The organism is Janthinobacterium sp. 75, assembly GCF_004365495.1.
Lineage (GTDB): Bacteria > Pseudomonadota > Gammaproteobacteria > Burkholderiales > Burkholderiaceae_D > Janthinobacterium.
In genome coordinates, this window is the sequence record NZ_SORD01000001.1 from 3,299,988 (window position 1) to 3,313,474 (window position 13,487).

At 64.8% G+C, this 13,487-nt stretch carries 10 protein-coding genes; 3 read left to right on the forward strand and 7 right to left on the reverse strand.

The window, feature by feature from the left end; all coding sequences use genetic code 11:
- Window positions 1-12: 12 nt before the first annotated feature.
- The 7 genes from C8C89_RS15135 to C8C89_RS15165 form a co-directional block, all read right to left on the reverse strand.
- Entirely contained in the window at window positions 13-279 is a 267-nt protein-coding gene (locus C8C89_RS15135) for a hypothetical protein (RefSeq protein ID WP_133990735.1), read from the reverse strand.
- Complete coding sequence (locus C8C89_RS15140; protein WP_166674756.1) at window positions 276-1,133, reverse strand: DUF692 family multinuclear iron-containing protein; 858 nt, start codon at window positions 1,131-1,133, stop codon at window positions 276-278. Before C8C89_RS15140 ends, C8C89_RS15135 begins: the two co-directional genes overlap by 4 nt.
- Entirely contained in the window at window positions 1,123-2,049 is a 927-nt protein-coding gene (locus tag C8C89_RS15145; protein WP_133990739.1) for a TIGR04222 domain-containing membrane protein, read from the reverse strand. Before C8C89_RS15145 ends, C8C89_RS15140 begins: the two co-directional genes overlap by 11 nt.
- Complete coding sequence (locus C8C89_RS15150) at window positions 2,046-2,774, reverse strand: nucleotidyltransferase domain-containing protein (protein WP_133990741.1); 729 nt, start codon at window positions 2,772-2,774, stop codon at window positions 2,046-2,048. Before C8C89_RS15150 ends, C8C89_RS15145 begins: the two co-directional genes overlap by 4 nt.
- Window positions 2,775-2,865: 91 nt before the next feature.
- Window positions 2,866-3,708 (reverse strand): phosphoserine phosphatase SerB, encoded by an 843-nt coding sequence (gene serB / locus C8C89_RS15155; protein WP_133993419.1) that lies wholly within the window; start codon window positions 3,706-3,708, stop codon window positions 2,866-2,868.
- A gap of 55 nt (window positions 3,709-3,763) precedes the next feature.
- Window positions 3,764-7,207, reverse strand: a complete 3,444-nt coding sequence (gene mfd / locus C8C89_RS15160) for a transcription-repair coupling factor (RefSeq protein ID WP_101481719.1) — start codon at window positions 7,205-7,207, stop codon at window positions 3,764-3,766.
- 221 nt (window positions 7,208-7,428) lie between these two features.
- Complete coding sequence (locus C8C89_RS15165; RefSeq protein WP_101481718.1) at window positions 7,429-8,361, reverse strand: 5'-nucleotidase; 933 nt, start codon at window positions 8,359-8,361, stop codon at window positions 7,429-7,431.
- A gap of 341 nt (window positions 8,362-8,702) precedes the next feature.
- Between C8C89_RS15165 and C8C89_RS15170 the strand changes: the two genes are divergently transcribed.
- The 3 genes from C8C89_RS15170 to C8C89_RS15180 all read left to right on the forward strand — a co-directional run bounded on the left by C8C89_RS15170 (window position 8,703) and on the right by C8C89_RS15180 (window position 13,454).
- Complete coding sequence (locus tag C8C89_RS15170) at window positions 8,703-10,466, forward strand: methyl-accepting chemotaxis protein (protein WP_133990743.1); 1,764 nt, start codon at window positions 8,703-8,705, stop codon at window positions 10,464-10,466.
- Window positions 10,467-10,809: 343 nt separating this feature from the next.
- Window positions 10,810-12,405 (forward strand): methyl-accepting chemotaxis protein, encoded by a 1,596-nt coding sequence (locus C8C89_RS27525; protein ID WP_133990745.1) that lies wholly within the window; start codon window positions 10,810-10,812, stop codon window positions 12,403-12,405.
- Window positions 12,405-13,454, forward strand: coding sequence for an EAL domain-containing protein (locus C8C89_RS15180; RefSeq protein WP_133990747.1), 1,050 nt, complete (start codon window positions 12,405-12,407; stop codon window positions 13,452-13,454). The genes C8C89_RS27525 and C8C89_RS15180 overlap by 1 nt, the downstream gene beginning before the upstream one ends.
- The last annotated feature ends 33 nt before the right edge of the window (window positions 13,455-13,487 follow it).

The window sequence follows — 13,487 nt, forward strand, 5'->3', positions numbered from 1 at the left end:
TGTCGCGGGCCGTCAGCGCCAGACTTGCAGCAGCCGTCGCCACCAGCGTTGCGCCGGCGTGGCCTTGGGGCCGCATTCGGCGCGCCCGGCGCGCTTGGCGCGATAGCTGGCCGCCGCCATTTGCAGGCCGATGAGGTCCATCGCCACCATCGCCTCGGCTTCCTGCTGAGACAAGCCGTGCAGCAAAGCTTGCATCCGGGGTTCGAGCAGGAAGGCAGCACGCAGGGCGTCGTCCGTGTACAGCCTTGCCAAATAGGTTTCCAGTGCGGCGGAACTCATGCGCACCGCCCCGCGCGCAAGGCAGCGCGCGCCAGTTCCAGCTGACCCAGCACATGGTCGAACGACGGGTAATTGCCGTCGCGTTCGACGATCACCGTCAGGGGCTGCGGCGCATGGCGCGCCAGCAAGGTCAATAAAGCGAAGACGGCGGGCGGTACATCGTGCAGATGGTCGTCCAGCAAGCGCTTGCCAGCGCCGCCCGGCGCGGCTATCCAGTGGCCGCCACTCAGGTGCACGGCGCCGACCCTGGCCAGGGGCAGGCGCAGCAGCAGTTCCTCCGGCGCCTCGCCAAAATTGACGGCATTCGCATACAGGTTGTGCAGGTCCAGCAGCAGCGGCACTTGCGCGCCGTGGATAATCTGCGCCAGCCATGCGGCTTCGGCCATCGTGCTGGCGGGAGGCTGGACCAGGGTGGCGATGTTTTCCATCAGCGGCGCGCTGCCGACGATGCGGGTGGCCAGCGCGATATTGGCCACGGCGCCGGCGGCGTTGTGCGGCGTGCGCGGCGGCGCCGCCAGATGGCCGATTTCGACGCCGCCCGCGCGCACGAAACTCAGATGCTCGGACCATGACTCCGCCTGTACCGTCTTCATCAGGCGCGCCATCGCATGCAGGCGGCGCGGGTCGGCGGGAATGCTTGACGCCAGCCCCATGCCCACGCCGTGCAGGCTGAGCGGCACCTGGCGCGCCAGGCTGCACAGGGCGGCGATGCCTGCGCGCGGGGCGTGGTAATAATCGTCGGCGATCACTTCCAGTATGTCGATCTGCGCCAGGTTGGACAGGATGCCGGCAGCCAGTTCGCCGCGCCAGCCCAGGCCGACGCGGTCGCGTGCGGCCCCCTTGCTAGCTGCCACAGCCGCCGCCACCGCCGCAACCTCCGCAGCCGCTGCCGCACGAAGAGCCGCCGCCGTCGCCGCCCGAGGAGGAGCCGCCCGAGTCGCCCGTGCCGCCGGACGACGCGTCGCCGCCCGTGCTTTGCCGGGGCACGGGGTACAGCTCGGCGACATACGCGTACTCCGACGGCGGCAGGGCGCCGATGCCGAAGATGGCGGCCAGCAGTGCCATGTCGCCACTGCTGCTGCCCGCCTGCAGGCGTGATGCGCGCATGTTCAGGCGGCCAAACAGCATGCGCAGGTCGGTCAGCAGCCGCTGCGCGCCCCAGCTGGCCGTTCGCTTGCGCAAGCCGCGCAGCTTGAGCAAAAATATCGCCAGCAGCAGTGCCAGGAACAGCAGGTTGTAGTGACCGTTGCCGATGGCGATGACGGCCTTGACGGCGGCCACCGTCAGCAGCAGGTAGTGTGCGACCCAGGTGATGCGTTCGCGCCGGCGCAGCAGCGGCGGGCCGAGCAGCAATTCCTGCTGCGTCAAGCTGTCCTGGTAGGCGCGGCACGAAGGCAGCGTGTCGGCCTGCACAGCCAGTTCCTTGCTGTGGCCCTGGCGGCCCAGGTAGAGCCGCAGCACGTCGCGTTCGATGTCATGGCTGGCGAAGCGCAGGCTGTCGGCGCTGGCCGTTTCCAGCAGCGGACCTTGGGCGCGCAGCAAGCCGCGGTCGACCAGCACGATCGCGGCAATTTTCACCGCTTCGAGGGCGCCGCCGCGCAGGAAGGCGATGCGGTAAGGGTCATCGGCCAGCGTGAGCCGGGCGTGCGGATTGCGCAATTCCTGGCGTATCAGCAATTCGCGCGCGAGGTAGTACACGAGCAGGCCGAAAACCAGGTAGGCCAGCAGGAACCACGGCCCGCTCCAGTCAAACGGATTCGCGCCCTTCACTGCATGTGCTCCGCGTGCTCGCGCAAGCGTTCGGTAATGGTCATCAGGCCAGTAAAGGCGGGCAGGGCCTGGCCCGGCGCCAGGCGCGCCGTTTCGCGCGCCGTCGACATGGCTTGCAAGGCAGAGTACAGGGCAGGTTCGCCCAGCTGGTCGACAAACGCTTCGAGCGCTTGCTTGCCAGATAGCGGCGCCCGGCCATCGAGCTGCGCCAGCGACGCTGCGGCCGAGCGCAGCGGGCCGGCAGCGTCGGCGATGGCGCCGGCCAGCTGTTCTTCGTTCAGGCTGAGCAGCAGATAGCGTTCGCGCATGCGCACTTGCTGGTTCAGCAGCACTTGCCGCAGCCGGCGCAGCACGGCGTCGCGGCTGGTATGCAGGCTGGCGAAGGGATCATTGCCCAGCAGCACTTGATGGCGCGCAATAATATCGGCAAACTTGACGGCGAAGGCGTCGGCCGCATCCGTCAATTCGTTTTCAAGCAGGAACATCACTTGCAAATCGATGGCGGCGTGCGCCATGCGCAAGGGCCCGCGCAGCGCATCGGCCGCTGGCGGCGCAAAGCGCTTGAGCAGCAACAGCAGGTTGACGTCGGACGTGGCGCGTAGCTGGCCGTCGGCGGCCGAGCCAAACAGCACGGCGGCGACAAGGTCATCCCCGAATGCCGTTTGCGCGGCGGCGACAAACAAGTCCAGATGGCGTTGTACCTCTTCTGGCAGCGATGGCGGCATGCGGTGTTCTTTCACGGTGGGCAAGCTTGGTAATCACAAGTTTGCAATATAGCAAAAATATGCGATCGTGCGCGCACCACCAGGCGCCAAGTCAGGTCAATACGTTCAGCAAGCCATCGAGACCCACAAAGTTCAGCGCCACATCGGCCTGCGAGCGCACCACGGGCTTGGCGCGGAAGGCGACCGACAGGCCGGCGATGCCCATCATTTTCAAGTCGTTGGCGCCGTCGCCCATGACGATGGCCTGCGATGGCGTAATGCCCAGCTCCGCGCATACGCGCTCCACCGTGCGCTGCTTTTCCTCGGCATCGACGATGCCCCCTAACACTTTCCCCGTCAGCTTGCCATCGACTATTTCCAGCTCGTTCGCGTGCGTATAGTCGAGGCCCAGGCGCTGTTTCAGGCGCTCGGTGAAGAAGGTGAAGCCGCCCGATACCAGCAGGGTTTTCAGGCCGGCCTTCTGCACGGCCGCCAGCATTTTTTCGGCGCCAGGCGACAGTTTCAGGCGCTCGTCGTAGACGCGCTGCAAGGCCGACGCGTCGAGGCCTTCGAGCAGGGCCACGCGCTGCTTCAAGCTGGCGGCGAAATCGAGCTCGCCGCGCATGGCCGCTTCCGTGATGGCCGCCACCTGCGGCTTGAGACCCTGCATGTCGGCGATTTCATCGATGCACTCGATGGTGATCAGGGTCGAATCCATGTCCATCGCCACCAGCTTGAATTCACTCAGTTCGCGCTGGCCCATCATGTAGGTGGCGTCCAGCTGGGCCGCCTGGGCCGCCACCTCGATGGTGGGGCGCAGCGCGGGCGAATAGGCGATCTTTTCGCAGCGCACGGCGTTTGGGCCCAGGCGCGTGATGGACGTCGGCGCGGCCAGGGCGGCGATGCGATCGAGCCTGGCCATGTCGCCGTCGAGACCCTGCAGGATCAGATTCATGGTGATGGAAGTCGTGTTGGTCATGGGGCAGTCCTGCATAGATTATCGAAATTGTTTACACCGTCAATTGCTTGATGGTGGTCTTGATCTGCGTCACGCGCGCGGCCAGGTCGGGCATGGCGGCCGTGATTTTCAGCTTGTCCTGGCCATGCAGCTTGATATGGCGGTTCTTCTGGATCAGGTCGATGATGCGCATCGGGTCGATGGGGGGCTTGGCCATGAATTGCAGGGTGGCCGCCTCGCCATGCACGTCGATCTTGACGATGCCCACGGTTTTCGCGGCAATGCGCAGGCGGTGCGTCTCGATCAGCGCTTTCACGGGGTCGGGCAGCTTGCCGAAGCGGTCGATCAGTTCTTCCTGGATATCGTCGATCTTCTCCTGCGTGGCGCAGTTGGCCAGGCGCTTGTAGATCGACAGGCGCTCGTGCACGTCACCGCAGAAGTCCGCCGGCAGCAGGGCCGGCACGTGCAGGTTGATTTCCGTCGTCGAGGCCAGCGGTGCTGCCAGGTCCGGCTCCTTGCCCGCTTTCAGCGAGCGCACGGCTTCGTTGAGCATGTCCGAATACAGCTGGAAGCCGATTTCCGTCATCTCGCCCGACTGGCTCTCGCCCAGCACCTCGCCTGCGCCGCGGATTTCCAGGTCGTGCATGGCCAGGTAAAAGCCGCTGCCCAGTTCTTCCATCTGCTGGATGGCGTCCAGGCGGCGCTGCGCCAGTTTCGTGAGGCCCTGCACGTCGTGCACCAGCAGGTAGGCGTAGGCCTGGTGATGCGAGCGTCCGACCCGGCCGCGCAGCTGGTGCAGCTGCGCCAGGCCGAACTTGTCGGCGCGGTGCATGATGATGGTGTTTGCCGTCGGCACGTCGATGCCCGTTTCAATGATCGTCGTGCACAGCAAAATGTTGAAACGCTGGGCGACGAAGTCGCGCATGACCTTTTCCAGGTCGCGCTCGTGCATCTGGCCGTGCGCCACGGCGATGCGCGCCTCGGGCAGCAGTTCCGTCAGCATGGCCAGGCGGTTCTGGATGGTTTCCACCTCGTTGTGCAGGAAGTAGATCTGGCCACCCCGTTTGAGCTCGCGCAGGCACGCTTCGCGGATGATGGCTTCGCCCTCGCTGCGCACGAACGTCTTGATGGCCAGGCGCTTTTGCGGTGCCGTGGCGATGATGGAAAAGTCGCGCAAGCCTTCCAGCGCCATGCCCAGGGTGCGGGGAATCGGCGTGGCCGTCAGGGTCAGCACGTCCACTTCCGCGCGCAAGGCCTTCAAGGCTTCCTTCTGGCGCACGCCGAACCTGTGTTCCTCGTCGATGATGACCAGGCCCAGTCGGGTAAATTTGACGTCGTCCGACAGCAGTTTATGCGTGCCGATGACAATATCGATCGTGCCGTCGGCCATGCCCTTGAATGCCTGCGTGATCTCCTTGCCGCTGCGGAAGCGCGACAATTCCGCGATTCGCACGGGCCAGTCGGCAAAGCGGTCGGCGAAGGTTTGCGCGTGCTGCTCCGCCAGCAGGGTGGTGGGCGCCAGTATCGCTACCTGCTTGCCGCCCATGACGGCGATGAAGGCGGCGCGCAAGGCAACTTCCGTCTTGCCGAAGCCGACGTCGCCGCAGACAAGGCGGTCCATCGGTTTGCCGGAAGTCATGTCCTTGATGACGTTGTGGATGGCCTCGGCCTGGTCCGGCGTTTCGTCGAAGCCGAAGCTGTCGGCGAAGCGCTGGTAGTCGTGCGCGGAGAATTCGAAGGAGTGGCCCTGGCGCAGCGCGCGGCGCGCGTACAGGTTGAGCAGCTCGGCGGCCGTGTCGCGTACCTGTTCGGCTGCACGTTTTTTGGCCTTTTCCCACTGGCCCGAGCCGAGCGAGTGCAATGGCGCGTCTTCCGGCGAGGCGCCCGAATAGCGTGAGATCACATGCAGCTGCGACACGGGCACATACAGTTTCGTGTCCTTGGCGTATTCCAGGTGCAAAAATTCCGTCTCGCCTTCACCCAGGTCCATGCTGGTCAGGCCCATGTAGCGCCCGATGCCATGGTTGATGTGCACCACGGGGTCGCCGATTTTCAGCTCCGACAGGTCGCGCACCATCGATTCGACCTGCGTCACGCCTTCCTGTTTCTTGGTGCCGACGCGGCGGCCGGAACCGGCATACAGCTCCGTCTCGGTGATGAAGGCCAGATTGCCTTCTGGCGTAAACAGTTCGAAACCCGCGTGCAGCGGCGCCACGCCCAGCATCAGCTTGGCGTCGGACTGCAGGAAGCCGTCGCAGCCTTCCACTGGTGTCAGGTGCAGATCGTATTCGGTAAAGTACTGCTGCAGGGTTTCGCGGCGGCCGTTCGATTCGGCGCAGATCATCACGCGGCGGCCCGATTGCAGCAGATAGCTGCGCAGGTTGGCTAGCGGGTCGTCGGCGCGGCGGTTGACGGCGATGTTCGGCACGGGCGCCGACAGTTCGGAGGCCAGGGCGTCGTTCGACTTCGTGATGGCCAGGCGCGGATACGGCTTGGCCAGGCCGAAGAACTGTTCGTCGGACAGGAATAGCGCTTCGGGCGGCAGGATCGGCCGCTCGCGGTCCGCCTTCAAAAAACGGTAGCGCGACTGGGTATCGGTCCAGAAGCGCCCGATGGCCGCATCGATCTCGCCTACCAGGGCCAGCGAGGCGTCAGGCGGCAGGTAGTCGAACAGGGTGGCCGTCTGCTCGAAGAACAAGGGCAGATAGTATTCGATGCCGGCCGAGGCGATGCCGCTGCTGATGTCCTTGTAGACGACCGAGCGCGATGGATCGCCCTCGAACTGCTCGCGCCAGCGGTTGCGGAAGGTCGTGCGCGCCGCTTCGTCCATGGGGAATTCACGCCCCGGCAGCAGCCGCACTTCGTGCACGGGGTAGAGCGAGCGCTGGGTGTCGGCGTCGAAGGTGCGGATGGTTTCGATGGTGTCGCCGAACAGGTCCAGCCGGTAAGGCAGGGCCGAGCCCATGGGGAACAGGTCGAGCAGGCCGCCGCGCACCGAGTATTCGCCGGGCGACATCACTTGCGAGACATGGCTGTAGCCGGCCAGGGTCAGTTGCGACTTCAATCGCGCTTCGTCGAGCTTTTCGCCCTTCTTGAAGAAGAAGGTGTAGGCGGCCAAAAAGGACGGTGGCGCCAGGCGCACCAGCGCCGTGGTGGCCGGCACGATCAGCACGTCGCACTGGCGCGTCTGGATTTCGTGCAGGGTGGCCAGACGCTCGGAGACCAGGTCCTGGTGCGGCGAAAAGGCGTCGTAGGGCAGGGTTTCCCAGTCCGGCAGCAGATGGCAGCGCAGTTCCGTGCCGCCAAACCACGGGATTTCATCGAGCAGGCGCTGTCCGTCGCTGGCCTGCGCCACCACCACGGCCAGCATCTGGCCCCGCGCTTTCAAGGCCAAAGCGGCCAGCGCCAGGGCATAGGCGTCGGATGAACCATACAGGGCGGGCAGCGCGTAGCGGTTGCCAGGCTTGGGGAGAGCTTTTTTTAAGTCTAAGGACATGCAGGCGATGACACTAGTGGCAGAGGCAGTTGAGTGGGACAGCTGTGGTGCGCGCAGCGCCGCCAGTGACGGCGCCGACAGGCGAGATTATAGACCATCACTTATATCTCCGCGCTTGAGAAAACCGTCGCGAGCGGCAGTGATTTGTGGCCGAGAAGCGCAACTGTGCTTGAGCACAGTGAGCATCGCAGGCCGCAAAGCGCGACGCGCAGCAGGTTTTATCATGCGCGGACATTGGCAATGCCGAAGGGGACGTGCACCATCGGGATGGTGCCGCCCGCCGATTTCAGGTGGCTCAGCTGGTCGTCAAAGAAAATATGCGGCTTGAACACGGCCAGCACGCGCGACTTGTCCATACCGCCGAGGAAAAATGTCTCGTCGGCCGCCACACCCCAGCTTTTCAGGGTCGTCACGACCCGTTCGTGCGACGGTGCGTTGCGCGCCGTGATGATGGCAATGCGCAGTATCTTCTTGTAGCCGGGGTCGCGCCGCTGCGCCTTTTCTTCCAGGCGCTGCATGGTGGCCAGTTTCTGGAACAGGTCGGCCAGCGGGCCGGGGCGGTGCGGCGTGCCCACGTTCAGGGTTTCATGGGCGTGGAATTCATCGACGTCATTGTTGCGCTTGAACACGGTTTCCGCTTCGTCGTCGGCGATCACGCCATCGAAATCGAAGGCCACGCGCAGTTCTTCGTCGTTTTCGTCGTCTTCCGTGCGCGACGGCAGCACCAGCCCGGCCGGATAGTTGCAGGCCAGCGCGCTGCGCACGTCGTCTTCATTCGCGCTGAGGAAGAGCGAGGCGTTGAAGGCGGGCAGGTAGGGGTAGGGCGACTTGCCCGTCATGAAGGCGGCGCGCGAAATGTCCAGGCCGTAGTGGGCGATGCTGTGCATGACGCGCAAGCCCGTTTCGGGCGAATTGCGCGAAAACAGCACCACTTCCACGGGCGACTGGCGCGGATAGTGTTTGTTGATGTTCAGGAAGCGGCGGATGAAGGGAAAGGCCACGCCGCGCGGCAAAACCGTGTCGATATGCGTTTCCTGGTACTTGCGGTATTCCTCGGGGCCGTTGTCGAGGTAGACCTGGTGCGATTCGGCCAGGTCGAACAGGGCGCTGGAAGCGACCCCGATCACCAGTTTGTGTTCGATAGGATAAGCCATGCTGTTCCTGTGGTGTACGTGTTGACTATCTTATACGACTATGAACTGCGCAGCCAGTAGTGGCGCACGGGGATTTTTTTGCACCAAAGCTGGGCGCTAGGCCATTTTTTCTGACCGCTGTGCAATACGCGCCACAGTAAAGAAATAAATCTTGTTTTGTATCAAGTATGTATCAGCCAGAAACATATTTTTCCTCTATGCTTCCACTTATGAATTCTCGCCAATTGTAACGAAGCGTACGCCCCATCCCCGCCACCTTTATACAAGTGTCAGCTGTTTTACTCGAACATGCCAGCCCGAACCTCGCCAGCAGTCGTCGTGACTTTATAAAGGACCTAGCCATGTTTAAGAATTTACTGATCAAATGGAAGCTGGCGACCCTCGTCGCCGTGATGATGGCGGCCTTGCTGGTGGTGGGCATCTGCGGTTACACAGGCATCGCCACCGTGGGCACCGCAGTCAATGAAATCGGCGTGGTGCGCTTGCCGTCGATCCAGGGCTTGATGATGATCAGCGAAGGCCAGACGGCCGTCGCTGCCGCCACCCTGACGGCCGCCATCTATGAAAACAATTACCAGGCGCAAGACAAGTTCGCGGAAGCGCTGCAGCTGCGCACCAAGGCCTGGAGCAATATCGAGGCGGGCCGCAAGCTGTACGAGCCGTTGCCGCAGACGCCGGAGGAAGCCGTGCTGTGGAAGCGCTTCCAGGGCGAGTGGACGGCCTGGAAGGCGGACGACGACAGGGTGCGCGCCATCCTGCGCCAGCTGGCCGACAATCGCGACGAGCAGCAGCAAAAGACCCTGTTCGTGGCGTTCTACAAGCAGTATCTGGATTCGCGCAGCCTGTTCGGCAAGGCCGAAGCCACGCTCAATGAGATCATCAAGCTCAATAACGGCGTGGCCGATGCCAGCGTCAAGGATGGCAGCGCTGCCGTGGTGCGTTCGGAAAGCCTGATGCTGCTTCTGGGCTTGCTGGCGTCGGCACTGGGCATCGGCTGCGCCGCCTACATCACGCGCGCCATCACGCAGCCGATCAATTCGGCCGTGAAAGTGGCGCAAACGGTGGCCTCGGGCGACCTGACCAGCCACATCGAGGTGCACACGACGGAAGAAACGGGCCAGCTGCTGCAGGCGCTGAAAGACATGAATTCCAGCCTGGTCAACATCGTCGGCCAAGTGCGCAGCGGTACGGAGACCATCGCCACGGCGTCGTCGGAAATTGCCAGCGGCAACCTGGACCTGTCCTCGCGCACGGAAGAGCAGGCCAGCTCGCTGGAAGAGACGGCATCGTCGATGGAGGAGCTGACCTCCACCGTGCGGCAGAACGCCGACAATGCCCAGCAGGCCAACCAGCTGGCGCTGAGTGCTTCCGGCGTCGCCGTGAAGGGCGGTGAGGTGGTGGGCAAGGTGGTCGAGACCATGGAGGCCATCAACGATTCCTCGCGCAAGATCGTCGACATCATTTCCGTCATCGACGGCATCGCCTTCCAGACGAATATTCTGGCCCTGAATGCGGCCGTGGAAGCGGCGCGCGCGGGCGAGCAGGGACGCGGTTTCGCCGTGGTGGCGACAGAAGTGCGCAACCTGGCGCAACGCTCGGCGGCGGCGGCCAAGGAAATCAAGACCCTGATCGGCGACTCCGTGGTGGCGGTTGACGCTGGCAGCAAGCTGGTGGCCGAGGCGGGCAGCACGATGGCCGAAATCGTCTCCAGCGTGCAGCGCGTGACAGACATCATGGCGGAAATCAGCCTGGCGACGCAGGAGCAAAGCTCGGGCATCGACCAAATCAACCAAGCCATCGGCCAGATGGACCAGGTGACGCAGCAAAATGCGGCCCTGGTGGAAGAGGCGGCTGCCGCAGCCGAATCCTTGCAGGAGCAGTCGGGCCAGCTGGCTGGTGTGGTCAGCGTCTTCAAGCTCGATGGCGCACAGGCGCCCGCCGCCCGCACGAAGGCGCCCGCGCCGCGCGCCGTGATGGCCAGCGCCGTACCGAAGCGGCCGGCACCGCGTCCGCCATCGCGACCTGCCGCGGGCCGCCCGGCCCTGCACGCCGTACCGTCCTCGCGCCACAGCGCGCCGCGCGACGACGAGTGGGAAGTGTTCTGATGGATTGACGGCGCCAGCATGCGCTTCCGGACGGCCGCCCTGCGCGGCCGTTTTTGCCTGCGTGCCCACGCGTGCACTGCGGTTACTACTTACTAAAAAAACAGCGTTACATAAATAGCTGTTTTGCTATCTAAGCAAATCTTTTCAAAACTTAACGCGACATTGCTTGTGAGATAACTCACACTGCCTGCCGTACCACCCCTTGTTCCCGCCTCGGCCACATCCCGGCTGCCCCCTTCGCCTGTTGCGTCCGGCCATTCGTGGCAGGCGGCAGCCATTGCCGTCAGCCTTGCATGCGAGTCCGGCGCGATGGCCGATGCACCACACTGAAGGATGCGAATAGATGGCAAATATGAAAATCGGCACGCGCCTGCGCTGCTCCTTTGCGTTGTTGACCTTGCTGCTGCTGGCGACCGCCGCGCTGGGCATGCTGCGTCTGTCGAGCCTGGAACAGCGCATGCGCGACGTGATCGATGATAAATATCCGAAAACCGTGCTGGCGAACGACATCATCAAGAATGTCAACATCATCGCGCGCTCCTCGCGCAACCTGCTCTTGATGAGCGAGCCGCAGCAGCTGGCGCAGGAGCGCGCCACCATCGCCCGGGCTGGCGCCGAAACGGAAAAGGAACTGGCGCAGCTGGACAAGGTGGTGCTGTCGCCACAGGGCCGCCAACTGATGGCGGCCGTGACCCAGGCGCGCGCCGCCTTCAACGGCGGGCGCGACAAGGTGCTGGCCCTGCTGGAAGAGGGCGCGCGCGACGAAGCGGCCAGTTTGCTGCTCGGCGCGGTGCGCGGCGAGCAGCTGCGCTACATGGCGGCGCTGGAAAACCTGATCACGCTCCAGCATGAGCTGATGGAGGAGGCGGGCGCCCAGGTGGACGCGGAATACGCCACGGCGCGCAAGATGATGCTGGCGCTGAGCGCGCTGGCCGTGCTCTTCTCGCTCGTCACCGCCTGGCTGGTCACGCGCAGCATCGTCAAGCCGCTGCGGCACGCATTGACAGTGGCGCAGACCGTGGCCGCAGGCGACCTGACATCGACTTTCGGCAGTCACGGCGGCGATGAAACGGGCAAGCTGCTCGACGCGCTGTGCATCATGAACGGCAACCTGCTCGAGATCGTGCAGCAGGTGCGCAGCGGCACGGACACCATCGCCACCGCATCGTCGCAGATCGCGGCCGGCAATATCGACTTGTCGTCGCGCACCGAGGAGCAGGCCAGCGCGCTCGAACAGACGGCGTCGGCCATGGAGGAACTGAGCTCCACCGTGCAGCAGAACGCGGACAATGCGCGCCATGCCAGCGTGCTGGCCATCGAGGCGGCGAACATCGCCGGCGCCGGCGGGCAGGCCGTGGGGCAGGTGATCCATACCATGGACGCCATCAGCGCGTCGTCGGCGCAGATTGCCGACATCATCGGCGTAATCGACATGCTAGCCTTCCAGACGAATATCCTGGCCCTGAATGCGGCGGTGGAAGCGGCGCGCGCGGGCGAGCAGGGGCGCGGCTTTGCCGTCGTGGCGACGGAAGTACGCAACCTGGCACAGCGCAGCGCGGCGGCGGCGCGCGATATCCGTGCCCTGATCGCCAATTCCACCCAGCAGGTTGACGCAGGCGCCGCCCTGGTCGCACGGGCCGGCGCCACCATGCAGGACGTGGTGGCCGCCGTGGGCCGGGTCAGCCAGATGGTGGCCGACATCACGGCTGCCAGCGCCGAGCAAAGCACGGGCATCGGCCAGGTCAGCCAGGCGGTGCTGCAGATGGATGAAGTGACGCAGCAGAACGCCACCCTGGTGGAGGAAGCGGCGGCGGCATCGCAATCGCTGGAAGGCGAGGCGGCAAAGCTGCTGCAGGTGGTCAGCGTGTTTCGCCTGCAGGAGGGGCCGGCGGTTCTGGCGGGTCGCCCTGCGCGGGCCGTGCCGCGCCTGCTGGCCTAGTGGCGCGCCTGGCAAGGTTCAGGCGCGGCCCGCGCGCGCGGGCGCTGCTGTGCTGTGCGCTGGCCGCCTGCCTGCCGCTGGGCATCTTGCTGGACGGCGCGCCATTGCGGCATGTGGCGCAGGTGGCGTTGATGTCGCTGGCGCTGGGCTGCGCCATGCTGTGGTGGGCGCGGCGCCGGCTGCTGCTGGGGCAAGGCGGCACAGCCCCCGCATCGGCGCGCAACAGCGAGCTGCAGGCGCGCCTGGACAGCGCCATCGTCGACGGCGAATTCTGCTTCCACTACCAAGGCAAGTTCGATACGGCGCAACTGCGCCTGGTCGGCCTGGAAGCGCTGCTGCGCTGGGATCATCCGCACCATGGCCTGATCTACCCGAACGCCTTCATCGGCCTGGCCGAGCAGACCGACGCCATCGCCGCACTGGGCAACTGGGGCATCGATGCCGCCTGCCGCCAGCTGGCGCAGTGGCGCGTGGCGGGCCTGCCTCTGGTGCCTGTCGCGGTGAATGTCTCTGCGCGCCAGCTGTGCCAGCCGCACTTGCCCGATTTTGTACTGCGCTGCCTGCAGCGGCACGCCATTCCTCCCGCCCTGCTGGAGCTGGAAGTGACGGAAAGCTGCTGCATCGACGACATGGCGCAGGCAACGCAGGTGCTATGCCGCCTGCGCGCGCTGGGCCTGGTCATTTCGCTCGACGACTATGGCACCGGTCATTCGGGATTGAGCCATGTCAGGATGCTGCCGATTCAAACCATCAAGATCGACCGCTGCTTCATCCGCGACCTGGGGAGCAGTGGCTGCGATGCTGTGATCGTCGCCTCGACGATTGCAATGGCGCGCGGCCTGGGCTTGCAGGTGCTGGCCGAGGGCGTGGAAAACGGCGAACAGCTGGCGCAGCTGCGGCGCCTGGGCTGCCCCCAGGTTCAGGGCTTTTACCTGCACCGCCCGGCACCTGCGGCCGACGTGGCCGCGCTGCTGGCCGCTGGCGCGCCGGCCTGCCGTGTAACAGCGCCGCAACATGGCGCCATGCGGCGTGGCGCGGATGCTCAGTAAAATATGGTCACTGCCAGCCGCATGCTTGACCAC

What these genes read in the sequence shown, in the direction of transcription:
- C8C89_RS15135 (WP_133990735.1), bottom strand. Translation starts at nt 279, where the DNA reads ATGAGTTCCGCCGCACTGGAAACCTATTTGGCAAGGCTGTACACGGAC.
- C8C89_RS27525 (WP_133990745.1), top strand. Translation starts at nt 10,810, where the DNA reads ATGGCAAATATGAAAATCGGCACGCGCCTGCGCTGCTCCTTTGCGTTG.
- mfd (WP_101481719.1), bottom strand. Translation starts at nt 7,207, where the DNA reads ATGTCCTTAGACTTAAAAAAAGCTCTCCCCAAGCCTGGCAACCGCTAC.
- C8C89_RS15170 (WP_133990743.1), top strand. Translation starts at nt 8,703, where the DNA reads ATGTTTAAGAATTTACTGATCAAATGGAAGCTGGCGACCCTCGTCGCC.
- C8C89_RS15165 (WP_101481718.1), bottom strand. Translation starts at nt 8,361, where the DNA reads ATGGCTTATCCTATCGAACACAAACTGGTGATCGGGGTCGCTTCCAGC.
- serB (WP_133993419.1), bottom strand. Translation starts at nt 3,708, where the DNA reads ATGAATCTGATCCTGCAGGGTCTCGACGGCGACATGGCCAGGCTCGAT.
- C8C89_RS15150 (WP_133990741.1), bottom strand. Translation starts at nt 2,774, where the DNA reads ATGCCGCCATCGCTGCCAGAAGAGGTACAACGCCATCTGGACTTGTTT.